General features: G+C 45.2%; 20 protein-coding genes. 8 read left to right on the top strand and 12 right to left on the bottom strand.

All coding sequences use genetic code 11. From position 1 onward, the window contains the following. Positions 1 to 426: 426 nt before the first annotated feature. Positions 427 to 1,338: a LysR family transcriptional regulator gene (locus L4D12_RS13585; RefSeq protein WP_428448389.1), complete on the bottom strand. Its 912-nt coding sequence runs from the start codon at positions 1,336 to 1,338 to the stop codon at positions 427 to 429. A gap of 101 nt (positions 1,339 to 1,439) precedes the next feature. On the opposite strand from L4D12_RS13585, the gene L4D12_RS13580 reads away from it, so the two are divergent. Continuing rightward, positions 1,440 to 2,360 (top strand): Rossmann-fold NAD(P)-binding domain-containing protein, encoded by a 921-nt coding sequence (locus L4D12_RS13580; protein ID WP_428448388.1) that lies wholly within the window; start codon positions 1,440 to 1,442, stop codon positions 2,358 to 2,360. A 25-nt stretch (positions 2,361 to 2,385) separates the two neighbouring features. Here the strand turns inward: L4D12_RS13580 and L4D12_RS13575 are convergent, their stop codons facing one another. Then, on the bottom strand, positions 2,386 to 3,051 hold the full coding sequence (locus L4D12_RS13575; RefSeq protein WP_428448387.1) for a CatB-related O-acetyltransferase: 666 nt from the start codon (positions 3,049 to 3,051) through the stop codon (positions 2,386 to 2,388). A 96-nt stretch (positions 3,052 to 3,147) separates the two neighbouring features. Here L4D12_RS13575 and L4D12_RS13570 point away from each other — a divergent pair, with 96 nt between their 5' ends. Together L4D12_RS13570 and yieH are read left to right on the top strand one after the other, a co-directional pair. Further along, positions 3,148 to 3,609 (top strand): hypothetical protein, encoded by a 462-nt coding sequence (locus L4D12_RS13570; protein WP_428448386.1) that lies wholly within the window; start codon positions 3,148 to 3,150, stop codon positions 3,607 to 3,609. Between the two features lie 199 nt (positions 3,610 to 3,808). Next, positions 3,809 to 4,477, top strand: a complete 669-nt coding sequence (yieH, locus tag L4D12_RS13565; RefSeq protein ID WP_428448385.1) for a 6-phosphogluconate phosphatase — start codon at positions 3,809 to 3,811, stop codon at positions 4,475 to 4,477. A gap of 59 nt (positions 4,478 to 4,536) precedes the next feature. Here yieH and L4D12_RS13560 read toward each other — a convergent pair whose 3' ends face one another. Further along, a complete protein-coding gene (locus L4D12_RS13560; RefSeq protein ID WP_428448384.1) occupies positions 4,537 to 5,769 on the bottom strand; it encodes a tetratricopeptide repeat protein in 1,233 nt (410 codons plus the stop codon). A gap of 345 nt (positions 5,770 to 6,114) precedes the next feature. Here L4D12_RS13560 and L4D12_RS13555 point away from each other — a divergent pair, with 345 nt between their 5' ends. From L4D12_RS13555 to L4D12_RS13545, 3 genes are all read left to right on the top strand, one after another. Continuing rightward, on the top strand, positions 6,115 to 6,516 hold the full coding sequence (locus tag L4D12_RS13555; protein ID WP_428448383.1) for a DUF3302 domain-containing protein: 402 nt from the start codon (positions 6,115 to 6,117) through the stop codon (positions 6,514 to 6,516). After that, a complete protein-coding gene (locus L4D12_RS13550; RefSeq protein WP_428448382.1) occupies positions 6,516 to 7,646 on the top strand; it encodes an HlyD family secretion protein in 1,131 nt (376 codons plus the stop codon). Before L4D12_RS13555 ends, L4D12_RS13550 begins: the two co-directional genes overlap by 1 nt. Positions 7,647 to 7,746: 100 nt before the next feature. Beyond that, positions 7,747 to 9,117: an L-serine ammonia-lyase gene (locus L4D12_RS13545; protein WP_428448381.1), complete on the top strand. Its 1,371-nt coding sequence runs from the start codon at positions 7,747 to 7,749 to the stop codon at positions 9,115 to 9,117. Between the two features lie 84 nt (positions 9,118 to 9,201). Here L4D12_RS13545 and putP read toward each other — a convergent pair whose 3' ends face one another. The 4 genes from putP to L4D12_RS13525 form a co-directional block, all read right to left on the bottom strand. Further along, entirely contained in the window at positions 9,202 to 10,698 is a 1,497-nt protein-coding gene (gene putP, locus L4D12_RS13540) for a sodium/proline symporter PutP (protein ID WP_428448380.1), read from the bottom strand. A 65-nt stretch (positions 10,699 to 10,763) separates the two neighbouring features. Next, entirely contained in the window at positions 10,764 to 11,456 is a 693-nt protein-coding gene (locus tag L4D12_RS13535; RefSeq protein WP_428448379.1) for an aldehyde dehydrogenase family protein, read from the bottom strand. A 9-nt stretch (positions 11,457 to 11,465) separates the two neighbouring features. Next, complete coding sequence (gene putA, locus L4D12_RS13530; protein WP_428448378.1) at positions 11,466 to 14,621, bottom strand: bifunctional proline dehydrogenase/L-glutamate gamma-semialdehyde dehydrogenase PutA; 3,156 nt, start codon at positions 14,619 to 14,621, stop codon at positions 11,466 to 11,468. A gap of 450 nt (positions 14,622 to 15,071) precedes the next feature. Then, positions 15,072 to 15,857, bottom strand: a complete 786-nt coding sequence (locus L4D12_RS13525) for a helix-turn-helix domain-containing protein (protein WP_428448377.1) — start codon at positions 15,855 to 15,857, stop codon at positions 15,072 to 15,074. 1,065 nt (positions 15,858 to 16,922) lie between these two features. Between L4D12_RS13525 and L4D12_RS13520 the strand changes: the two genes are divergently transcribed. Beyond that, positions 16,923 to 17,633 (top strand): helix-turn-helix transcriptional regulator, encoded by a 711-nt coding sequence (locus L4D12_RS13520; RefSeq protein ID WP_428448376.1) that lies wholly within the window; start codon positions 16,923 to 16,925, stop codon positions 17,631 to 17,633. A gap of 64 nt (positions 17,634 to 17,697) precedes the next feature. On the opposite strand, the gene pdxH is transcribed toward L4D12_RS13520, so the two are convergent. After that, the gene (gene pdxH / locus L4D12_RS13515) at positions 17,698 to 18,342 is read right to left on the bottom strand and encodes a pyridoxamine 5'-phosphate oxidase (RefSeq protein ID WP_428448375.1); all 645 of its coding nucleotides are present in this window, start codon (positions 18,340 to 18,342) and stop codon (positions 17,698 to 17,700) included. 456 nt (positions 18,343 to 18,798) lie between these two features. On the opposite strand from pdxH, the gene L4D12_RS13510 reads away from it, so the two are divergent. After that, a complete protein-coding gene (locus L4D12_RS13510) occupies positions 18,799 to 20,766 on the top strand; it encodes an EAL domain-containing protein (protein WP_428448374.1) in 1,968 nt (655 codons plus the stop codon). 70 nt (positions 20,767 to 20,836) lie between these two features. On the opposite strand, the gene L4D12_RS13505 is transcribed toward L4D12_RS13510, so the two are convergent. From L4D12_RS13505 to L4D12_RS13490, 4 genes are all read right to left on the bottom strand, one after another. Then, complete coding sequence (locus tag L4D12_RS13505; protein ID WP_428448373.1) at positions 20,837 to 22,492, bottom strand: flagellar assembly protein A; 1,656 nt, start codon at positions 22,490 to 22,492, stop codon at positions 20,837 to 20,839. A 189-nt stretch (positions 22,493 to 22,681) separates the two neighbouring features. Beyond that, positions 22,682 to 23,086 carry a hypothetical protein gene (locus L4D12_RS13500; protein ID WP_428448372.1) on the bottom strand — a complete coding sequence of 135 codons (405 nt, stop codon included), beginning with the start codon at positions 23,084 to 23,086 and terminating at the stop codon, positions 22,682 to 22,684. A gap of 245 nt (positions 23,087 to 23,331) precedes the next feature. Beyond that, positions 23,332 to 24,075 (bottom strand): phosphatase, encoded by a 744-nt coding sequence (locus tag L4D12_RS13495; RefSeq protein ID WP_428448371.1) that lies wholly within the window; start codon positions 24,073 to 24,075, stop codon positions 23,332 to 23,334. 24 nt (positions 24,076 to 24,099) lie between these two features. Further along, positions 24,100 to 26,226: a tRNA(Met) cytidine acetyltransferase TmcA gene (locus L4D12_RS13490; protein WP_428448370.1), complete on the bottom strand. Its 2,127-nt coding sequence runs from the start codon at positions 26,224 to 26,226 to the stop codon at positions 24,100 to 24,102. Between the last annotated feature and the right edge of the window lie 42 nt (positions 26,227 to 26,268).

Genomic DNA, 26,268 nt, shown 5'->3' with positions numbered 1-26,268 from the left:
GTTATCTCATCAGATTTATTTAGGGCTTTAGGACAATTTCATGTCCCGTTACACGTCTTTTATCGACTGCCGATGAAAACGAGTGGAGCATCATTTTCTCAGCATTATATCTTTTAATTACATTATTCAATTTTTTTTGAATAACTCAACTTTTGTTTCGATAAAATTGTAAATAATTTAAAAATCACTGGTTCAGATCAAGTTTAGACCAACGAAAACGTTTTCACTGCCGAAAAAACAACCAAAGCGGTGTTATTTATATAACTATTGCTTAGGTGCTTAAACAAAATGCATAGTTTATTCACCAGGGGGATAATTTGATGATTAATGAGGCGGGGTAATTAACACAGAAGAGTCTCGCGCATCACCGCGAATGAGCAAGAGATTGACCACTAAATGAGGAAATTACCCACCATAAAAATGGACTTATATGTTTGATAACAGTCTCGCTTTATCACCATGGAACCATTGGCTAAGAAAAACCATCAAATTGCGGATGCGAGGGTTAATATGGACATCTCTATGACAAACGAGCCACCACTGCGCAACTGGCAATTGTGCATCAGGTAACATACACACAAGTTCAGGGTAACGTTGTGCAATTTGCCTAAATATAACGGCAATCCCCACTTGAGCACGAGCAAGTTCAAGTTGCATTTTAAAGCTATCGGTTCGAAATGAAAATTGTGATCGCGTCAGTATACGGCCACTAAACTGTTCTGCGGCCTGAATATACATATCAAGCTGATCATAACCAATCCTTTGAAATTGATTACTATGCATTTCTTGCACTGTCTTCGGCCTTCCCTTCTCCTTGAGGTATGCATGGTGGGCAAAAAAACCGAGGGCTTCTTGGTGCAGAAAACTCACAACTAAATCAGGTTGAGTTGGCTTACTCCGCGAAATTAATATATCTGCTTCTCGCTTATTCAAGTTAACATCTTTATTTTCAACTAATATTTCCACTTCAATGTTGGGATACTGTTGATTAAAAGCTTTCAGCGCTTCTGGAAGAAAATGGTAAGCCATGACCTCGCCGGATGCTAGCCTGACATGCCCTTCATGATTATCACTACCCGCATTCACTTTACGCAAAAAGCATTCGACCCCTCTCGCCGTCTGCTGAGCCGACTCCAACAGGCTTTCCCCCATCGCTGTGACTTTCAGTCCATTCGATGACCGATCAAATAAGTTAAAGCCAAATTTCTCTTCAAGCGCCGAAATCTGGCGACTTATCGTGGGTTGCGACAATCCTAATACCTGTGCTGCCGCTGACATACTTCCTTCTTCAACAACCGCCAAAAAAATGCGAATGCCATCCCAATCCATTCTATGCATTATCAAATACCACCATGTCATTTTGTCTATTTACTATACCGTTAAAAAGCCCTTAACTAATAAGTAAGTATTTGAATTGAATCGCAAGGTTGAAGGTAATAATGAAAAGAGCATTAGTGATTGGCGCTGAGTATGAAATGGGCGGTCTACTGTGTAAATCTTTAGCCAAATATAATTGGACGATCACCGCGACCATTGATGATCCTCGCCATTCTGTCGAGCTGCAGAGTAACCTGACGCTGGCAGAGCTAGCCAACGATGATGCAATTCTGCTCGATGAGCTCATCGCCAATTGTGATACGGTTTTTCTCCATTTGCCAGATCCCACTCTTGAAGGGCAAGTGATACTATCCATTGAGGCAATTTTGACGCTCGTCACCAAACACAAACGTCACTTAATGCTAACCACCAACTTTTACGACACACAATCGTCCCCTTTTTCAACATTCACTTTCTGGCGCCAAAAAAATCCAATTACCATTGCTCTTCCGACCAAACTGAAATCCCGGCTGGAGTTGGCCGCCGATGCCGGGGCCCAAATAACCGTACTTTGCTGTGGGCATAGTTTAAGCTGTGCCATTAAACAGAGTTACTTAGGTATACTGATCAAAGAAACGAAACAAAAGCTCATCCTGCAATCACCTAGCTCCTACGGCATCAATCACTATTGGACATTCTTGCCAGATTTAGCGGAAAACATTGTCCACCATCTTTCAACCCAATCAAATACCGTCAATCACTTTGATATCATGTATTATCCAGGCCATCAGGCAAGCATAAAAGATATTGCCCGCTGTTTAGCCTTAAGCAGTGGCAAACCCGTTACCGTGACTCAGTTGCACTGGACCCTGATGGAACTCATCTCTCTCTTTTCACCCCTTTTCCGCGGATTCATCAAAATGCGAAGCGCCTGGCAACAAGGCGTTCAATTACCCATCCACCGTACAAATAAATCCAAAAAAATCGTTGTCCATACCCCACTCGAGCTGGCACTTCAGCAGAGCTGGCAGCAGTTAAAATAATTCTGGCCATTACAAGTCGTCATGTTCAGTCAGAGCTGAAGGCCCTATAGCGCTGATATAGGGCATCAATATCGCTGCTGCACATCACATCCATGTTGCGCTGTAAGCGCTCCATTGACCAGTCCCACCATTTCATCTCAAGTAACATGGCGATGTGCTTACCAGCAAAGCGTGTCTTGACGACTTGTCCTGGGTTACCTACCACGACAGAGTAAGGCGCAATATCTTTGGTCACAACCGCTCGAGCTCCAATCACTGCCCCATCACCAATGGTCACCCCTGGCATAATGACGCATTCAGAGCCAATCCAGACATCATGACCAATCACGGTATCACCCGCTCGTTCAAAGCCCGATTTGACCTTGTTACCAAATTTACTCACGTCAAACGGAAATGATGAAACCCAGTCATGGCGGTGCCCTTGGTTCCCCGCAAGCATGAAGGTCGCTCCTGAGGCTATCGAGCAAAATTTACCGATAATCAGCTGATCGACCTGACCAAAGATCCCCGACTCCCACACGGCACGGCTGGAATGATCTCCCAGTAAGTATCGAACACACTGATCTTCAAAATGTTTATCGTGGTAATACCCCGAATAATAAGTATGCTCCCCAACAATAATATTGGGATTTCGTACATGTTCCCTAACTTCATAGCCACCCAGCCATGAAGGAAAAATGGATGATGACATAGCCACCCCTTATAATGTATGCCTTACGCTCACGGCGCGGCACATCAGACTATTGATTCTAATACCAGACGACTGGCTAACAACAGAGGTATCCCAATGTCACTCAACCAACTTTATTCCGCCTACCTTGGTGAACTTTACGGCATAGCCTTCTTCACGGCTTTTGCCAAGAAGTATAGTGATGATACGCATATCAAGAAATGGCAACTTTTGATACAAATCGAACAAATTACGGCGCAGAAGCTCCAATCAGGATTAGATGCCGTTGGCTTATCGTGCCCAGAAAACGATCTTGCTATGCAAAATAAAGGCGAACAAGACGCTGAAAAATGGCTAGATTTACCATGGAACGACCTCATCAATACCTTGTTACCATGGGTTGCGCCCTATGCTCAGAAATACCAAGAGCAGGCTGCTACAGCCACCGAACATCACGAGCTGTTTAACTTAGTTCAGCAACACGAGGACGCAATTTATGCGTTTCTCCAGGCTGAACAGCAATCAACAGGATCGGGGGTCTCGATACTAGAGACATTTATCTCAGACCAATATCAGTAAAAGTAATACGTCTTCAGCCTTGAACATTGCACACAGTGGCACTGGCATTACGCCAACGCAGAATGAGGGTTAAATCGCAGAGTTCTGTGACAAAAATAATGAACAAGCGATACCGCTAACAAAATACCAATCATTCAGTTGTAGAAAGCCGCTCTCTGTATTAACAATCAAAGACATAATCGTGACAGGACTTAGAACAATGAACGATCAGGCGCATAGCATCCGTTGCGTTATTTTTGACTGTGACGGCACACTGGTAGACAGTGAAGTCCTGTGTAATCAGGCCTTAGTCAATATATTTTCCCGTCAGGGGGGAACACTCAGTCTTAATGAATGCATCGCGCATTTTCAAGGCGGTAAAATTGTCGATATTCTGGCTGAGACAAAGGCTCGTACTGGCGTAAACCTACCTATCGATATACTCGAACCTATGTATCGCGAAGAATGCCGTATATTATTCGAGCAACAGCTTAAACCCATTGAGGGCGTACCCGAGCTGTTGGCAATACTCACCGACATGGGGATTGACATGTGTATTGCCTCCAACGGCCCAGTGCATAAAATGGAGCATACCCTTAGCCTCACTAATCTGCTCCACTACTTCGAAGGTAAGCTTTTTAGTGGTTTTGAGGCCAGCAGCTGGAAACCCGATCCTGATCTCATTCATTTCAGTGCCATGCATATGGGCTATCGGTTACAAGACTGTGTCTTTGTTGATGACACGCTTAAAGGGGTACAAGCCGGGATCAATGCCAATATACCAACGTTTCATTATGCCGCCCCCCCCCATGCACCGCATATTGATCACCCCCGCGTCACGACACTCACGACGATGATGCAACTGCTGGATCACATCCGGCCTCAATAGCGCAAATCTAGCCACAAAAGGCCCAATACGGGCTTTTTTGTGGTTATCCCAACCATACTTTACGGTTTATCCGTTTCACTCATAAAGCTACTCCATGACGCCTGCCAATTCTGATCGCTGTACTCCTTGGCGGCGGTAACATTGAGTGGGCTCGTTTCGTTACGCTCAGTACCCTTATTGTCATTCAGGTCATCAGACGTCTCAGCAATAACCTCAGCCTGCAGATCACCATCTGTGACTGTATCATCCCGCCCATCCCGTGAGGCCAATCCGGCCAACATCTCCTCTGTTGGCCGGTAACCCTTACGACCATATACCCGATCTAAGACGGTTATAACCTTATGCGGCTGATAAGCTTCATGCTTAATCATCTTAAATACCGTATTGGCAACATTTTGTACGGCAAGAATTTCATCAATTCCAATTGCTTGTGCCAGCTTATTTCGCTCTTCTTTAGCCGACTGACTACCGTTCACATAGGCTAACGAGTACCAAATATAAGCAACAGCTGCATTATTGGCATCGGAACCAATATGCATTTTCGCCGCTAACTGCTGCGCTTTTGCATTATCCAGTTCAGCCGCCCGCTCTAACCAGTACACACTACACAGTTTATTCTTGGTGATCCCCATACCAGCCTGATAGCAGTACGCGGTATTAATACAAGCTTGTGGGTCATTGTGAAGCGCGGCGTTGATCCGCCAGTGAAATGCTTCTTGCGGCTCTTTACACTGCACATTCTCTGACACATACCAATCACCAAGAAACAGCTGTGCTGGTAAATATCCAACCTCAGCCGCAGCCAACACATTAGCGACCCCGCTCTCAATATCGACCTCAGAACCATAACCTCGGATTTGATATCGACCTAACTCAAACTGTGCAGCCGGTTCCTGTTGCTTTGCCTGGACAACCATTGACCAATAAGCCGATTTAGCATTACCGTCAGGATCCTCGTTATCCATCCGATACAAACGCGCCAGCGCGTTCTGAGCAATAATGTTATCTTGTATGGCCGCTTTGTAATACCACTTCAGAGCCTCATGAATATTGGTTAGTTCATACTCTTTAGCCAAGGACAACTGACTGAGGATATGGCCGGTCTGCGCCTTAAATATCTTCTCCTCATGCTCAGCATGTTTGGCTTTTTCCAGAACGCGTTGGTAGTTATTCTCTTTCACACGCCGTGCTGCCGCATCTATTTCTCGCCGTTTCTGCGCCGCAAAATAGCGAAATAGTATCCACGCCAGTAATCCACCAACAACACCAAGACCAACAAGTAACGTAGACATACACCCCCTAAAACATTTTCAACTAAAGAACGACACTTGACCGCTATACCCCTGTGACGTCTAAAACGCGACAGCTTGTATACCCTAATTACCTCAAGCTTCCCCCTCAAGACAACGCATCCAGCGGGTGTGAATCTCGCATGATTTAGGCCACTTGGATATATATCGACCAATAAACCAATAGCTAGAGTACTCTTTACTGTCTTTCATATTGATATTTCACTTAAATAACAGAAAAACACCCTTTGTACCATTTGCTGCCTCAATCTAAAAACCCAGTCGTATACATAAGGTGCTAGGTTTATAGCGAGGGTATTCTAAAAATAACCAAAATAAGGAGGAGCAGTGTTTCTTGACTATTTTGCCTTAGGGGTGTTGTGCTTTGTCGCTATTTTTCTTTTTTACGGGATCATCGCTATCCACGATATTCCGTATGAAATTTCAAAATCACGTAACCATCCGCATCAAGATGCCATCCATTACGCTGGGTGGGTCAGTCTGTTTACCCTTCATGTATTGTGGCCATTCTTGTGGATTTGGGCCACCTTGTGGCGAGAAGACCGAGGCTGGGGCTTCACCCAAATTCAAAATGAGCAAAACGAGCTTCACCATGACATCCTCAAACTGACCGAACAAGTGGAACATTTAACCGAAAAAGTCGCCACACTTGAGGTTAAACAAGCCCAACATTATCAGCCCCCCGTAGCGGGTTCGCCGTCTTCCCCAACCGCAGGAGATGAGCACTAATGGATTTATTACTCATCCTTACTTATACCGCCTTATGCATTGCCATATTTAAAATATTTAACATTCCGCTCAATAAATGGACCGTACCCACCGCCGTACTTGGCGGTGTTGTGCTCATTGGTACCTTGATATTACTCATGAACTATAACCACCCTTATACGACGCAAGGTGGGCAAGTCTTCGTCACAACCCCAATCGTACCCGGTGTTAAGGGCAAGGTCATCGACGTGGCAGTGACACCCAATAAGCTCATTCAAAAAGGCGAAGTGTTATTTAAAATTGATGCCACTCCTTTCGAGGCCGAAGTTCAGCTTCAGCAGGCTATTCTCGCTGAAGCACAGCAAAGTGTACTCGGACTCAAAGCCGCCTATAAAGCCGCTCAAGCGACCACAGCCAAGGCCATCGCGGAACAAACCCGTACCTTTGCACAGTACAAACGTTATGAAAAAGGGTTTAAACGCGGGGCCTTTACCGCCGCAGAAAGGGATAACCGTCGCCAGTTCTACCGTAGTGCTGAAGCTGCATTATCTGCAGCCCGAGCGGAAGAGCACCGTGCAAAATTAATGTATGAGTCCGAAGTGATGGGTGAAAATACCACTATCGCCAAAGCCCGCGCTCAACTGATCCAAGCTGAATTTAATTTAGCTGAAACAGTGGTCCACGCCCCGACCGATGGCTATGTCACTCAAGTACAACTTCGGCCAGGAATGATGGCGGTCTCGCTGCCACTGCGGCCTGTCATGACCTTTATTCATCTGGAAGAGCAATATTATATTGGCGCCTTCAGACAAAACTCATTATTACGTTTAGAGCCGGGCTTTAAAGCCGACTTCATTTTTAAAGCCCTGCCCGGACAAACCTTTCAGGGCGAAGTGATTGAGGTATTACCCGCCATTGGTGAAAACCAAGTGCAAGCGACTGGCACGCTCTATGGCAGTGACTTACTGCTGCAACAGGGACGTCCGTTGATCAAATTAAAAATCACTGACGATCTCAGCCAGTATCGCCTCCCACAAGGCACCAATGTCGAAATCGCTGTCTACTCTGACCAATTTGAACATGTCGCTGTCATGCGGAAAGTATTGATCCGAATGAAGAGCTGGCAAAACTACTTATTCCTTGATCATTGATCCGTGTTTACATCATCTATACTCAACCTAATCCTATGGTTCACAGTAAGTTCACGGCATATTATTGCCACAACGGCTAACAGAGGCTGAAGGAGTTACGATGCTATCCATTTTCGATATCTTCAAAATCGGGGTTGGCCCGTCGAGCTCTCACACCAATGGGCCAATGCTTGCGGGCTTCGATTTTTGTCAGAAAGTGACAGCAATACTCGACAAGATCACACGCGTACAGATTGATCTGTACGGCTCACTGTCACTAACGGGCAAGGGACACCATACCGATCGAGCCACGGTACTGGGCTTAATGCACAATACACCCGATTGCGTTGATATTACGGCGGCTAATCAAGCCATGACGGCTGGGCTCACATCAAAATCGCTGCGGCTGGCCAATCAACAAAACATTCATTTCGACCCAGATACCGATATCCTTTTCCATACTGACAACCTCCCGCTACATGAAAATGGCATGACAATCACAGCATTTGATCAGCAGGCGCGGCCTCTTTTTACGGAAACCTATTATTCCATTGGTGGCGGATTTATCGCCACGGCGGATGAACTGCTGCACGGCAAGGCCAGCTTGGATATTAACGTGCCTTATCCGTTTAATTCCGCAGAGGATATTCTCAATGGTACCGAAAAAGCAGGACTCAGTATCGGTGCCATGTTCCTGCGTAATGAACTGGCTTTTCGCTCACAAGATGAGATAGATAGTAAGGCGGCTCAAATCTGGGATGTCATGACTCACTGTATGATGCGAGGTTTTCAGACCGAAGGGATTCTAGACGGCGGACTGCATGTGACCCGCCGGGCCCCCGCTCTGCTTAAAAAACTGGAAGCGAATAAAGATATCGAGAATGATCCTATGGTTATCCTTGATTGGGTTAACCTCTTTGCCTTTGCTGTCAGTGAAGAAAATGCAGCAGGAGGTCAAGTCGTCACCTCTCCCACCAATGGCGCGGCTGGAGTGATCCCGGCAGTATTGATGTACTACGATCAGTTTATCTGTGAACTGGACATAAAACAGATCAAAGACTTTCTTGCCGTATCCGGTGCCATTGGCATGCTATATAAAATGAATGCATCAATATCAGGTGCAGAAGTGGGCTGTCAGGGTGAAATCGGCGTTTCATCCTCAATGGCCGCCGCCGGCCTCACCGCACTTCGTGGCGGGAGTAACGAACAGATCTGCATGGCTGCAGAAATTGCGATGGAGCACTCCCTAGGGATGACCTGTGATCCCATCGGGGGCTTGGTCCAGATCCCTTGCATAGAGCGCAATGCCATGGGAGCCATGAAAGCTATTAATGCATCGCGCATGGCATTAAAACGTAACAGTAAATCACTTATTTCCCTCGATAAAGTCATTGAAACCATGTATCAAACCGGTAAGGATATGAATAAAAAATACCGTGAAACCTCACTCGGAGGCCTTGCGATGATCCACCTAGCCCCGCCTTGCGAATAATTCGCCAATGAGTCAGTACATACCAAAAAAAACAGTCGCATAAATAGCGACTGTTTTCTATTGTACGGAGTACGTAATAAGTACTTACTTAAATTCGATCAGGTTTTTCTGGTATTGGTCAAACTGTGCTTCAACCTCTTTAGAAGCACCACCAGTTATCTTACTCACAACAACAATCACTACCGAAGCAAAAATAAAACCAGGGACAATTTCATACAGATCAAAAATGCCTCCTGTTAGTTGCTTCCATACCACCACGGTCAGTGCCCCAACAATAATACCCGCCAACGCACCATTACGGTTCATACCTTTCCAGAACAGGCTCAGCAACAACGCCGGGCCGAATGCAGCGCCAAAACCCGCCCACGCATAAGAAACTAGCCCCAAAACCGTACTATCAGGATTCATTGCCAGCATCGTCGCAATCGTCGACAAAATGATCACCGCAAAGCGACCGACCTTCACAATTTCATCGGAACTTGCTTGTGGACGGAATACTTGCTTATAGAAATCTTCAGCCAGTGCAGATGAAGAGACCAGCAATTGAGAATCAGCCGTACTCATGATCGCCGCCAAAATAGCCGCCAACAATATACCGGCGATCACAGGGTGGAACATGGTATTAACCAATAACATAAAGATACGCTCGCCGTCATCCAAGGTCCCTGACATCTGATTATCTACGTACAGGATCCCGACTAATCCAACTAAGATCGCCCCCATCATTGACAGTGCCGTCCAGACTACCGCTATACGACGCGCCGTCGCAATATCAGCGTTACTGCGGGTTGCCTTAAAGCGAGCCAAAATATGCGGCTGACCAAAATAACCAAGCCCCCAAGCCACCAGTGAGATAATGGCAATCGCCGATAACGGCTGTCCTTTAACATCGTTAAATAGCGTCATTAACTCAGGGTTCTTTGCTTCCAGCGCGATAGCCAGATCACCAACCCCGCCCTGCATGGCGGCAAGAGGCACGATCATCAATGCCGCCGACATCAGTAACCCTTGCACTAAATCCGTCCAAGATACAGCCAGGAAGCCCCCAAACAACGTGTAAGACACCACACACAAGGTACCGACAACAACGGCAACCGAATATTCCAGACCAAAAACGGTTTCAAACAATTTTCCGCCTGCAACTAAACCTGAGCTGGTATAAAAAAGGAAGAATAGCAAAATGAAGAAGGCTGAAATAGTTTGTAGCAGCTTAGATTTATCATCAAAACGACGCGCTAGAAATTCGGGTATTGTCAAGGCGTTATCAGTAGTAATACTATATGTACGCAGCCGTTTGGCACAGATCAGCCAATTCAGCCATGTTCCCAACAGCAGACCACCAGCCAGCCAAAATGCCTCAACACCAGCCATATAGGCTAGGCCGGGTAAGCCCAAAAGCAGCCAGCCGCTCATATCAGAAGCCCCCGCTGACAACGCGGCAGGCCAAGGTCCGAGAGTGCGTCCCCCTAAAAAATAATCTGCCGAATTCGACGTGCGCTTGTAGGCCATGTAGCCAATGGCCGACATACCAATCAAATAAGCGATAAACGTTGCCGTTATCGCAAAGCTACTTTCGATCATGGTTAAAGTTCCCTTACATAGTGCCCCTGTCCATGGCAGAAGCGTTTTGGTTATCGTGTTAAAATTTAATATCGCTCACCACTGCCCAACTCCAGCAGCGTCGCATTACCGCCTACCGCTGTAATATTGTTGGTTCGTGTCCTTTCGGTTACAAAATGCAGTGAATAGGTTGGGCTGCCGATAACAGGCAGCAACTCACAATCAGTTTCACTGATCAATTGAGCTAACTGTCCATCACGGGCAGCAAGTTGACGAGCTAACGCCAACGTGGTCGATCGCTTGCCTGCATACGCCACCCCTGCAATCGTAGGATGGCTGACTAAATCAGCGAGCTGATCGTTATTAATGGCGGTGATCACACCACCCACACAGCCACACTGCTCCAGCTGTGTGATCAGTTCATTCGCCGACAAGTCATATCCTCTCGGCAGATAAACAAATACGGTATTACCGGTTACCAATGCGGCAGCCAATTGTCCGATCACCGCAACCAAAGAGGTATCGCTGTCTACAGTTACCACCCAGCAGCCACGTCCAGCACAGTAGAGCTCATTGGTTTCCCCCGTAGGACCGGACAGTACGGCGGTTGTCGCCACGTGCTGCTTGGCATGAATGCACTGAAATTCCACCATCGCTCGGCACTCAGGCGTTAATAAATCAGCCCAGTGGCGCAAAATGCGTAAGCGGGCATCGTAACCAAGGCTATTCCAGCCTTCCCATGCCGCCACACTGGTATTTATCATTGTCTGAATAGTCATGATCACTCCTTAATTCATCACTTTCGGCAATTGGGCTTGTTCAACGAGTAAGGTAAAGGCGTACACATAGTGCGGCCCTCCCGCTTTTGGGCCCGTCCCGGACAGGCCTTGCCCACCAAACGGCTGAACGCCAACAACCGCACCAACCTGATCCCGATTGATATAACAGTTACCTACCCGTGCACGACGCTCAATATGGCGATACGTTCGCTCATTGCGGCTATGGATCCCTATCGTCAAACCAAAGCCCGTCTGATTTATTTGGTCAATAACCCCATCAAGCTCATTAGCGTTAAAACGAATAACATGGAGGATCGGGCCAAAGTGCTCAGTCTTGAGTATTTCAATCGACGGAATTTCAAAAGCAGTAGGTGGCACAAAGTCGCCATGACGACAGCTCTTGGCCATTGGTGATTGTGCGACTAACGTCGCCTGATTTTTTAAGGTTTGAATATGAGTCAGAAGCTTATCGCGAGCCTCTGCATCTATCACGGGGCCGACATCGGTACTGTGTAATTCTGGCCGCCCTACCGACAGTTCAGCCATGGCACCTTTGAGCAGATTGAGCACGCGATCGGCAATATCCTGCTGAATATACAACACCCGCAGTGCTGAACAACGCTGGCCCGCAGACGCAAAAGCAGAGTGCACAACATCACGCACCACCTGTTCAGGCAGTGCGGTGCTGTCAACAATCATTGCATTCTGGCCGCCAGTTTCAGCAATAAATGGTACGGGCAAGCAATCTCGTGCAACAAGCGCACGATTGATCCGCTGGGCCGTTTCAGTCGAACCGGTAAAAGCGACACCAGCAATGCGCGGATCAGAGATCAAGATTGCACCAACATCGGCTCCCGTACCCGGCAATAACTGAATGACCCCTGCTGGCACCCCCGCCTGAAGCATCAGCGTGATCGCCCGAAAAGCAATCAATGACGTCTGCTCAGCAGGTTTTGCAATAACTGTATTTCCGGCAACCAGTGCAGCGGTGATCTGACCGAGAAAAATCGCTAATGGAAAATTCCACGGGCTGATACAAGCAACAACGCCGCGCCCCTGATAAAGAAATGACTGAATGGTTCCGTCAAAGCCAGTAACAGACTGTGGTGTCCCAAAGTTAGTGACAGCTTGCTCGGCATAAAATCCGCAAAAATCAACGGCTTCACGAATTTCATCAATACTATCTTGAATTGTCTTACCCGCTTCACGCTGACACAGTGCTACCAACTCTCCCGTATTCGCTTCTAGCAAATCCGCCAAACGTAATAGACAATCTGCACGCTCCGTAACCGGCCGCTGTGACCAGCTCGGGTATGCCATCTCAGCGACATCAATCGCAGCAGCGACCCATTCATCACTCACAAAGGCAACCTGCCCGACGCTCTCGCGGCGATCATAAGGGGCCGTGACTGAATAATTGATCCCAGTATCAAAGATTGTGTTGCCGTTAATTATCGGTCCTGCCTGCCACTGGATATTGGCAAAGGCACTTACCTCTGCGTTAAACGACAGCCATTGAGATTCAATATCAATATTGATCCCAGCAGAGTTTTGACGTTCATGCCCAAAAATCTTAGGTGGCAGTGGGATCAAGTTATTATGTAATGTCGGCCTGGCACGCAAAGTATCAAGCGGATGCTGAATCAAACTCTCGACAGGGCAGCTAGCGTCGACCAGACGATGAACAAACGAACTATTCGCGCCATTTTCAAGTAAGCGCCGAACTAAATAAGGAAGTAAATCTTTGTGACTGCCCACTGGGGCATAAATTCTTATGTTGGTCTGGAACATCGCCATGGCATGGTTATACAGAGCATTCCCCATTCCATGCAGCCGCTGAAATTCAAAATGGCGATTTTCACCCGCCATCGCCATTATTGCCGACACGGTATGAGCATTATGGCTGGCAAACTGAGGATAAATCAGTCCCTGAATATGGGGCGATAACAAGAAACGCGCACAGGCCAAATAGGACGTATCTGTTGCTTCTTTACGAGTAAAAACAGGATAACCAGAATAACCATTTTCCTGTGACCACTTAAGCTCGCTATCCCAATATGCCCCCTTTACTAAGCGAAGAGGGATCACATCTCCCTGCTCACGAGAAAGAGCGGCAAGCCAAGCCAAAGCTGGCAATGCACGCTTAGAATAGGCTTGAACAACCAAGCCAAACCGCCCCCATCCCTTTATCGTCTCGGATCGATACAGCTTCTCAAACAATTTAAGTGACAGCTCAAGGCGATCCGCTTCTTCCGCATCGATTGTGATACCAACATTTAACGCCCGTGCGCGCTTAAGCAACCACAGTACCGAGTCATACATTTCGGTCAGTACCCGAGCTTCATTAGCTACGTCATACCGTGGATGTAATGCTGACAATTTAATGGACACTGTCGGTGCGGACGAGTGAATAGAATTCGCTAGGCCTTTGCTATAACAGTCACGGCCAACCGCCTCTACTGCCATAACGTAGTCATCAAAGTATTTTCGTGCATCCTGAGCAGTTAATGCGGCTTCACCAAGCATATCAAATGAATACGTAAAACCTTGTTCACGCTTGGGCTTGCCGTTTTTTATCGCTTCTTCAATAGTGCGACCAAGCACGAATTGGTGACCCATCACTTTCATGGCTTGGTTCATCGCCTGACGGATCACAGGCTCAGACATTTTATTGACTAAGCGGTTGATCACATGACTGGGTGTCCCATCTTCCTGACTATCGAGCGCGACCACCTTACCCGTCAGCATCAAGCCCCAGGTTGAGGCGTTAACAAATAATGAGTCAGAATGTTTAAGGTGTGATTTCCAATCAGCCACACTCAGCTTGTCACGGATCAAGGCGTCCGCAGTAGCTGCGTCCGGGATCCGCATCAAAGCTTCCGCCAGACACATCAATAAGATCCCTTCTTTGGTATCTAGACTATATTCCAACAACAGTGCATCTATCATCTGTATCGCATGTTGATCTGCCCGTACCTGTTCGATCAATGTCGTCGCCTTCTCGGTTATAAGCGAACGTTCTTGATCTGATGGTTGCGCTAACGGCATGAGCTGTGTCAGCCATTGTGACTCGTCCACACTGTAAAGCGGTGAGATCAACGACCAAATATCGTCCAATGGACGTTTAATAAAACCAGGCTGAAGTACATCTGCTGCATGAAACATAGTGATTCCCTCAATAGTGAACCTAACCGGGGGACCAGCATAACTACTTGCTCGGTATCCATCGCCAGGCCAGATGTTGCGACATTGTTACTATTGAGGGGATTTTATTTTCCACCACTCCGATAGTCTTGCTCTATTCTCCGATACTTTTTAGAAAAAGTCCGTTATTTAACAAAAATAGACATCAAATAATTAAAATAAATGCATTTAACAGAAACTGCCACTGCGGATTTGATGAATAAAGCAGCAATATAGGAACGATGATCAAGAAGAGATAAGAGAAGAAAATGATGATCATCACGATCGAGGGTATCACCTAACAGCCAGCAGCGGGCGTATCGGATACAATGGCAGAGTGATCACAAAAAGAATAGGAATAGAGTGGGTAAAAGGAAAAAAGATAAAAAAACTCGGTGGCTGGCTTAAAGCCCAGCCATTGAGTAACAACAATTAAGGTGCATCTTTTCGATAACGAGCGGGTGGCTTACCATACTGTCGAGTAAACGCCTGCGTAAAACTACTTTGACTGGCAAACCCCGTACTCTGCGCCACTTGAGCAATACTCAGCAGAGACTCCTCTATCAACTCTCTAGCCAACTCTAACCGTTTTTTTAGCACATACTGATGCGGCGTCACCCCGGTTTGTGCTTTGAACAAGCAATGAAATTGACTTTCGCCGAGAAAATTCAAACCAGCAAGCTGAGTATTGGTAATTTTCCGAGTTAAGTGCTGAATAATATATTGATCAATAACATCCATATTCAGCCGCTGGGATGGCTTATTATTATTGAGCGGTTTAAAATGGCGATGCAACACACACATCAGTGTATCTGTACACGCCTTACTCAACAATAAATCATCGGGATGCGCCGTCATTTCAGCAGTTAATACCTGAATCAAAGTTTGAGCTTGGCGATCTAAATGAAAATAACCAGACTGTTCAAACAGCCGAGTCATACCCTCTCCACTGTACGTTGACAAGCGTTGCTCTACAGGGACATTTAACACTAAGATCTCATTATTTCCGATCCCTGAAAAAGCATGCTCTGAATCAGCCGTCACCAAACACCCCTGACCCGGACAAACTAAGTTCCCCACCCCTTCAATATCAAATTCTGTTTGTCCCGACAGACCAATCACCACTTGATTATAACCATGGTTGTGGTGATCCATCTGCTCCGGTAACTTTACGATCTCAGAAGGCTTAAAGAGGGACAAGTTTTGCTTTTCATTCATGCGAAATAACTGCAGTGAGTCATAGTGTTATTCATAGCGCGATCATATCACATCTTCAAGGTAAGAATAATAGTGGAACGATGATCAAGAACAGATAACTTACGGCCAATGTGATTTCAATTAGAAATTGTTAATTGTCAAATTATTATGTCCATGACTTAGGGTGATTTTCATATCGTGGACTGTCATTTCTATTGTTCTCAATCAAAGCACTTCACTGTCTCCTTGATCATTGTTCCGAAAGAACTGACGAGTTCAGCCTAAATAACTTGATCATCGTTCCTGTTGAAAATACATTCTCCGTCAGATTTTGTCCTATGAATATCGTTCCACTACAAATCAACAACTTAAATGCAACACTTTACACATTGATGACCATTTCAAAACAACATATACAGCCGCTTAATCTATGCCGCCAGCTATTACCAAATAGTAAGAGTTATCCTTTGGTCAATATCCCCTGCGCATAAATTTCTGGACAAACGACCATCACACATTAGCAACATGACTCAGTTAGACGAGTGTATAGCTAAATACGGCCTTCAGCTGTGCATATTCATTTATATGAATAATTCATCAATAGTGTACTTTCACCACTCTTATTTTCACTCCACAGTTATCGAGTAATTTCAATAAATTGAAGGTTACTTTATGCATTCCAAAAAGGTATATTTTGGCATTCATAATCAATATATACTGTCAATAGGGGATTCCCCCCCTTACACTATCAAGTTGATTAGGTTATATTCTATTTTGTTGGCAAGTTGCGATAAATATCGATCTTTCCAGCCGTGTCCAACTTTGGATACAACTCAATTCGGTTTAGTTTCGTTATATACCCTCATACCGAAACATATGAACTAAATTGAGTACCTCTTCTACACGTCGTACAGGATTATGCTCTTCGGAGTGAAACTCTTGTCTTTGCCGACCACTTAGGTCGGCTTTTTTTTATTTTTTCTCTTTGTTTGTCCAAAAACCCGCCATAGGGATATTGTAACCTCAGAGTATTCATTTACACTTTCTTCATTAATTGAATGATTCCAATTAACTCAGGCCGGAACAGTGACAAATAATGTTGATCCATCTTTATTGCATATATTCAACCAACTACCAGGCTGCTGGGGATGTAAAGATATGGATTCTATCTTTGTTTACGCCAATGCAGAATATGGGAAAATTATTGGGGTCGACCATCATTTAGATTGTATTGGCCGTACTGATTTTGATATGCCAAGCCCAACAGCGGAGTGTGCCGATGCATTTCAAAAACAGGATAATATCGTCGTGGCCTCTGGTAAAAAGATGCGAGTACTGGATATTCACCCTTATCCGGATGGAAGCTGGCGTGCACACTTATTCACTAAAACGCCTTGGAAAAATGAAAGTAACATAACGATTGGTACTATTTTTTCTGGTGTTGAACTCAAAGATACTGCTGTTCTCGAAGTCGGACATTGGATCTGCCGCGCCGCAGGTATTGCTCCGAAAGGACAAACGTCCTTTAGCTTAGATTTCAACCATAACGCCATCAACCTCAACACTCGTGAATCAGAAGTTTTATTTCTGCTTCTTTATGGTAAAAAACCGCAATATATCGCCAAAGTACTTGGGGTTTCAGTAAAAACCATTGAAAACTATGTCATTCGACTACGAGAGAAATTTAACGCCAATTCAAAAAGTGAACTCATTGATCTTGCCTTGGATTTCGGCTTTGGCTCTCAAATTCCAGAAAGCATGTTAAAACGCCAATTATCCGTTATCTTGAAAGAATAGCGAGTTCGCAACGCACAAAAAAAGCAGCAACAGCTGCTTTTTCATCTTTTACCTTAACGGATAACTAGGGAGCAAGACGCTCTATCAGCCACTCGTCCGGTTGCTCATCGCCCTTGGTATAAAGAAAACGATCGTGCAAACGATTAGCCCCTCCTTGCCAAAACTCAATAGAATCAATTTTTACCCGATACCCCCCCCAAAACGTTGGTACGGGTACTTCCCCGTGAGCAAACTTCTGTTTAATTTCCATAAATTTACTTTCGAGGGCCTGTCTGGCAGACAAACGACTACTTTGCTTACTCGCCCAAGCCGCGATTTGGCTTTCTTTCGGCCGGGTAGAAAAGTACTTCAGCACTTCCAGTTTAGATAACTTTTCGGCGCTGCCCGTAATATGCACTTGGCGCTCAAGCAGATGCCAGGGAAAATGTAAACTGATCTTAGCATTATCGGTTAGCTGTATGGCTTTGCGGCTTCCCAGATTGGTATAAAACACAAATCCTGATTGATCAAAGTGCTTTAGCAATACAATGCGTTGATAGGGCTGGCCATTTTTGTCAACCGTGGCAACCGTCATAGCGGTCGGATCGGTCAGCTGTGCATCAATAGCTTGCTGTAACCATTTTGCAAACAGTTGTTCTGGATGCTCCGGCAAATCATGTCGGCGTAAACCACCTTGAGTGTAGTCACGACGCATATCAGACAATTCCATCGTTATCTCCGCTAGTTATTCTATTTGTCACTATATACCCAAGCGCTCTCAATATGCGCAGTTATACAAAAATTTATTGATTTCACTCAAGGCGCGGATGCAAAGTAACGAGTTGACAACTATCAGCATCCCCCTAAAGTCACCCTCTCACATCATCAATTTACATCTTAAAAATGAGTGAGATTGTGATAGTTAAATTTCCCCAATCATACCCTGCTTTCCGAAGGTGAAGACAGCTAACTGTTTGATTTGCGTTCTGCTTCATTCAAGGCTGTAACAGCTAAATTGCCTTGCAAATAATCTAGACAAAGATTCAATTCTAAGAATGTTTAAGGCGATAGTACCACGCATATTCTGGGTTGTTTGATAATTTATACTAGGTGTTACCCGAATATAACGTGCATTCTTTTTTACTATTGCAAAACCTACAATTTTCCGTGCCATTTGAGAATAAAAATGACAATAACCAAATACACATTCACTTGGATTTTTTCCGGTCTAAGCCTTTTATTGCTTAGCGTTATAATCGGTCATTTTTTTGTTGTAAAGTCAGCCCAACTGCATTTGGCTGAAAAACAACTTCAATCACAGGCCTATCTCTCAGAAGCCGTTCTCAACAATGCATTCAGCCGATTCACGACATTGACACCTGACAACATAAAACAGCAACTCACGTCTCTAGCACAATCTCAACCCGAGACCACCTTTGAACTTGTTTTAGCATCTACAGGTAAAACCTTTGTCCAACACCCAATCGAGCAAAACACAACATCATCCTGGGTAAGCAGCATCGCCAAATTTGACACACTTGAAACATCCCGCACGCTTTATAAAAACCAGAGTCCGATAGCAACCGTTAGACTTACGCTGTCATCATCGCCGCTGCAAAGTCAAATTGGCCAGCAATTGCTGTTATTTACCTACATTGCTTTCGTTATCTATCTCTTCATTATGATCCCGCTTTTGCTAATACTAAAACGCAAACTACGCCCAATCAGTGTTATCGCTGATCACTATAATACGATCACTTCTAACCAGTTTTCGAGCCCATTGCCTCTTCCGCAAGATACCGAATGTCGCGCGATTACAAAGATGATCAATCATCTAACAACGCAGCTAGAAGCTAACTTCAAACGGCAGGCAACGGAAGCCATTAAGCTCAAAGAACAAGCTTACCGTGATAATGTTTCAGGATTAGGCAACCGCCATTTTTTTATTAATCAACTTAGCTCTTGGCTCAGTAGTTCTTCTAAAGGTGGATTAATTTTACTTAAGTCGACACTGATTGATGACATCTACCGGCGAACAGGATTTGAAATGGGTGATAGCTTTGTTCGTTCATTAGCTGAAGAGTTAAATGCAAATATCATCCACAGTGAAATCACCCTCGCCCGCCTGTCGTACGATGAATTCGCGGTTCTTGCGCCCAATATTACTGCCAGTAAGCTCAAGAGCATCAGTGAAACGATGCATACCGTCCACACTGAGTTACAACTGCAACGTCAGGTTGAACTGCCAGATAGTGTTTGTCTAGGTATGCTTATGGTCAGCAATCCCAGTAGTGCGAGCCAACTGCTTGCACAATTAGACAACGTATTAGCTCAAGCAGCTCGAACCCCGGATCACCCCTTTGCCCTCGTCGATGATAGCCAGCAACCCGATGCAATCGCCTTTGGTAAACAACAATGGAAATCACTGTTACTTGATGCCATTGATCATAACCTCATTCAGTATCAATATCAGCCCGTTGCCGATGACACGCAAGCTATCTATCATCACGAGGTATTCTCTGCCATTTGCAAAGACAAGCAACACTACGGTGCAAACCAGTTCCTCGGTGCCATTGAAGATGTGGGGGCAGGTGTTTTATTTGACCGTCATGTTATTGCTCATCATATCAACCTACTTAATGCAAATCCTCGGCAAGGTCCTATTGCGATCAACATCACCGCCAATAGCGTCAGCGATCCTGCATTCATTCGTTGGCTAACGCAAATCATGGACCGAAATCAACGCTTGTCATCAAGGCTATTTATTGAAATACCGGAAACGAGTTTTGTCCGCACACCAGATTCATGCGGCTTACTTTGCTCGGCTATTCGTTTCTATAAATTCCGCTTTGGTGTTGATAACTATGGTCGCTACCTGAAATCACTTGATTACCTAAAAGAGTTTCGCCCTGACTACGTTAAAATTGATTTCTCATATACCCATCAGCTCAATGATCAAATGAAAATCAATTTACTCTCTTCAATCTCCCGTACAGCCCACAGTTTAGATATAATGACAATCGCAACACGGGTTGAGACTGAAACACAATTAGATCGACTCGCGGATCTATTCGTTAGTGGCTTCCAAGGTTATATCATCGAGAAAATGCAGCCTAACGCGGTAAAACGGCACCATTCACCATTTTCAATTTAAGCTAAAACGCAATATAACACCGCTTAAAGGGATGAATGATTTACACTGTAAATTAAATTTACAGTGTAAATCATAAAGAATTTCGTTGAAGGGCTGTGTCACTAATTTGTATTTTTGAAGGGCCATGCTCTTGACTGATCGCAAGAGTCAATTTCTCTATCCGCAAAACAACGCCGGGATAGAGCCGCTTGAAAACCGTAATTGAAACCAGCCCACGCAAATAATCGTATTCAGTTCGCAACTGCTCATACTCATCTTTGATTGAACTTACCGCTTCTTTATGTTGCAGCGCGGTTTGTCTTATTCTGTCAACGAGCTCAGGCGGCCGTTTCTGTTGCGGGATTTTAAGCAGTTTTATCTTCGCCTCTTTTATCTTTGCTATGTTGAGAAGCTCTGTCTCATAGCGCTTTTTCAAGGCTGTCATTTTCTCAATAAAAGCGCCAAATTCAGCAAAAGCAATAACCGTCGTCGGCACGCCAGCTAATGCGCCAATCGTAACGGCACGCACACTGTAACCAGCCTCAATCCAACCCCCACTTAAGATACCATGACGTTTTAGCTGATCCATAACCAAGACTTCACCACCTGCACGAATAATACAGTGCAATGCATGAAGTGTCAGTGTCACATTCTGACCACAGCTGATTTCACAATATTGTGCAAACTTACTGGTAATGCTGCCAGTCGCATTAATGACGCAAGCCAGTTTTTTACCGTCTTGTTTACGTCCAATAATCCCCTTCACAACATCAATATTGCCACCTGCCTTGAGTTCCGCTAATTCAACAAACCCCGTTACAGTAATATTTCCGGTTGCAGAAACTTTCATTCCAGGCGTCACATCGCCTTTAATCAAGATACTACCATCAAAATGAATATGGCCAGTTGCAACATTAACCCCTTTCAGGATCAACGCATCATCGACCTGCATCCCTTGAGGCTTTTGAACAGGGATCCCTGACTTACTAGCAACCAAAATATTACTATCAATGTCACTGATATATGTGCCTTCTCCAGGTTTAAATTCAATGGGTTTGCCTGCTATTGCGGGCAAAACTTTACCATCAACCGTAAACCCTTCAACACCAGTCGTTTCCTCAATACGTCGCATTAAAGCTTGGCCCGGCTTCACTGTGATTAAATCACCTAAGTCGAGCATATCAACCTTACCGTCCTCGGTTTGCTGAGGCGTTAAGATACGACTGGCACCGTCCTCGACCAATAACTCAAAGCGTGCATTTTGTCCGTGCTCCGGTAATCGACCAAAAGCTACAGGAAGCGTGATTTTTTCTCCCGGTAAGAGTGTTTGGCTTTGCAAAAGAAGTTCATGTAATTGAGATTTACGGAGGCCTTTAATAATATGATTCACTTTCAATGCCTCAAGCAAAGCTTGGCCAGTGATATTATTCCCACCGTAAGGCGCTGTAACGGAGATTGAAGCCTTCATCTGATCAGCATCAATCTTAACCAGTAGCGATGCATCACGGCGTTCGGCCACAATGACGGGTTTAAGTACTGCAACAGCTTCTTTTTCATTAGCAACGCTTGAATCTTGAAGAGCGACCACGACGGTATCGATTGCGTTATCAAACAAGTAAAACCTTTCCGCTCCCAAATTAGCCAGTTGGGATATAAGTTGATCGCGTGTAAACACCTCATCCATTACTCGCTCAGCATCAAATAGCACTGATTGTCCGTTTTCAGAGATACGCAGAGCAGCTGTCATATCCACACCTTCACCTTATACCAACTATTATCATCTATAGATCAATCTTAACCCAAGCAACTAACAACCCTGTATTTGCTAAGTCACAGTTTAGTCTCTATTTTTAAATAAATATGAAGATAAGTCATGGTACGTAATGAAACTGCTTTGTCTCTTGTCTATGTACAATTGAATCCAGACAAAACGTGCTTATTCAATCACCAGCCTAAGTAGCGCTGTTTCCGGAATCCAACTGTCGGTTACAAAGACATAGCGTAGATTTGGTGGTAAGCCCACATCCAAAGATTGATGATCTCTTTGAAGATAACCAACAAGGAGGCCCAATGGTTGTACTGCAAGATGATAATTTGCTGTCAGCGGTAGCTCATCATCCAGCTCAAAGTACAACGCATTACGGCTTACACGGTTGATCAATACTTTCACGCCTCGATTGCGATGCGTACGGTTGTCACAATTATCTGAATCAAGCGTAATTAAGCGCCCTGCCACACCGTCTTTCCCAACAGAGTAACATCCCATCTCTGTTGCAGGCTTAAATCGAACGGAAGGATCCCAATTACATGTTGTAGGGGGAAAGGTCTTTACTAAGCACATTATACCTCCTTGTTATCATCGGTATTTCCTGACTTATGAGATTTCGTCGTAGCACAGCGAAATCATCAACCAATACTTAAGCATAGTAAACGGTTGAATTGTTGCCAAATTTAATCAAGAAGACAGTGATTGATTTACACTGTAAATCGATGACCAACGAATATTTAACGATCAAAAAAAACGCCACTCGCGTGACGTTATTAACTCCTTAATATCCAAGCAATCACTGAAATTTACAGTGTAAATCAATCTGCATGTTGAAATTCAGGAATAGCAGAACGGCCTCGATAGTTCAAAAAAGCGAGAAATCGTTGGCTATCACTCGTAATCACCAATTCTTCAGGCATCTCAATACGTGCTAACAACTGAGCCACCGAAGAAAAATTGCCAACATCACTGGCAAAATGCGCATCAGATCCAGTTGTGATGCGAGCACCAACCGATTTAGCAATAGCTGCAATTTCTTGGCAACGCGGCGCACTTCCCACTCGTGAACCCGATAACGATGAATTATTAATTTCAATAACAACATTCGCTTTAGCCGCGGCACTAATCACGCGTTTAAAATCAAAATCAAAATTGGGGTTACCTAAATGACCCAACGCATCCACTTTGCCAGAATGGATCACATTCAATAACGTTTCGGTATGAATCGCCTTTGATGATGGTTGAAAAACAGGTTCATGAAAGCTAGCTAAAACCCAATCTAAACTCTCCAACGCTTGAGGCGGTAAATCAATCTCACCTTCGTGATTTAGAATATTTGCCTCAACGCCTCGGACAATACCCACACCGTGCAAGAAACGCGGCAAGATCCGTTGATTAGCAAAATACCAAAAATGCGGCGCACCGGGCATGGACGAGGCATGATCGGTGACGCAAAGAAGTTCTAGTCCTTTCTCGCTCGCAGCCTGCGCATTTTCTAACAAGGTACTATAAGCATGCCCACTGGCTAAAGTATGAGTATGGGTATCAACAACAAATTTCATGACGAGCTCCTTGCAGATCAAAAATTAATACGGAAGATTATTCGCGACGAACTGACGTAACAGTTGTTCCGCTTGTTTACGGCTGTTGAGGTTATAATGCTCCACAATATAAGACCATGACTTGCGCTGCATCACTTTGGCAAGCACTAGCTCGAGGTTATCAACATCAAAACAGTACAGCTTTGGAACCACTGCTTCAAACCATTGCACCAACGCAGGAAGTACGATTTCGAACCCTAGGCCACCACGACAATATAAATCAAGCTGCTGATACATTAACGACGACGGCAAATTATTCACCGGCTCGCGGGATTGCAATGCATTAAGGTAAAGCGGTAATAGCTGCATTGGCGACATATCGTCGTAGCCATCAGCAGCATGGGTATAGATACTTGCAGAAAATAATAACTTAGCGATATTGAACCATGCCGCACTCGCCGCCGAAAGCGGCATAAGAGACAGTAACGATGGATAGCCACTAGTAGCATCTTTCGTCAGTCCAAGCCGTACAGGTTGATAGCCGTTCGCTTGCCAGAATGACAATAACTCAGGCACATAACCATAACTGGTTCCAAGAAAATCAAGGCGCGGAGCCGCCCAGACTTGAACCTCTTGCAATAACCGACTGCCAATACCGCGCTGCTGAAAATCAGGCACTATCGCTATACGTAAAATTCGGCCCGAGTGCTGAGTCGCTGCCTCGCTAATACCAAGATGGGTTGCAAGCGACTGTGCCATTAAATGGCCTTGTATCCGTCGCTTGCCGATTTGGATCTGACTCACCAACTCGGCATCCAGTTGCCCCTCTTCCATCACTAAGCAGCAACCCACTACCGACTGATCGGACAATGCAGCAAACACATGCAAGTTGGGATCATCCAACAGACTGACCAAATCTGATGGCGACGTCTGATAATGAGCGTTCACCAGCAGCCCGAACAGCTGAGATAGCAACGTATCATTAGTTTCCAGTAACTGTGGTTTAAGCTGAATATAACTAAGCTGTTCAGCAACCAATGGCTGATCAGTAAACTCGGCCATCTCAGCATCAAGCATTAACGCCTTAAACACCCATTCCTCAAGCGGGTCTGACACCGCCCAGCGAATAGGCTGATGCATCACCACTGCCCGCCATTGAGGTGTAACCACATCCAACAACTGACGAAATTTAACCGCAAAACCGCGCCCGGTACCTTCGTAACCGTGCACAGTACTGGCAAACGCAATACGGCTATAACGTGACAACATTGCAGATAATAATGGAGCAGGGATAGCAGCCGCTTCATCAACCAGCAAACAGTCTGCCGCGATATTGTCACTAACCAACAGATCCGGAGCGACAAATGTAATCTGGCCTAAGCCAACCGCAAGCCGTTTTTGCCCATCAAAGGCAATTGAAAACTGCTCGGCCACATGGCGAAATAACGTTTCAGCAGCCGCAAAAGAAGGAGCGGTTACCACTATATTGATCTTGCGCTCCGCCAGTAAACTCGCAGCAGCCAGCCCCAAAGCAGAGGATTTGCCTCGACCTCGATCCGCCGTGAGTACCAAAGGACGTTTCCGATGTCCCGTTACAACACGTCGCACAGCACTAATGGCATCTGCCTGGCATGCCGTCAGTGCGCCATAACACTCAGAATCGGCACCATTGAGATCATCGCATTGAACAGAATTAGGCGCGACAGGAACAGATGACAATGACGTTATTAAACAGGTAGCGAGCGATGGCAAAGGGGAGTTTTGCTCGATCACAACAACCTCTGGGGCACGGAATAACCGACCAATTCGACGATTAAAAGCAGAGCATGGATCATGGCGAAAATCGGCAGGGAGTAGCAACAATAATATTCCGCCACCAACAATCGTCCCTGACAACGCCCCAAATGCCTCGGGGTGAAAACCATCATGCGCATTGAAAATCAAACAGTCGCATTCACGACCAAGCCATTGCTTCGCTTTTTTAAAACTGACAACGGGCAAATCAATGAAATCTTTACCGCCACATACTAAGGCGCGAGGGTAGGTTTGACAAAAAGCATGAGCAATGGTTTTCCCCCACTCTTCGCTGCCTTGAGCAACAACCAAATAACGGCAGTGTCGCTGTTTGGCTATCGAAGAGAGATTCACACAAAAATCATTCAGCGCATTCATGGTTTTACTCGATAATACTAGACCATCAAATAATACCAATTT

Origin of the sequence: Photobacterium nomapromontoriensis, assembly GCF_050336815.1 — a bacterium.
GTDB lineage: Bacteria > Pseudomonadota > Gammaproteobacteria > Enterobacterales > Vibrionaceae > Photobacterium > Photobacterium nomapromontoriensis.
The sequence above is the reverse complement of the archived record's forward strand: the minus strand, read 5'-3'. Positions and strand labels throughout refer to the sequence as shown.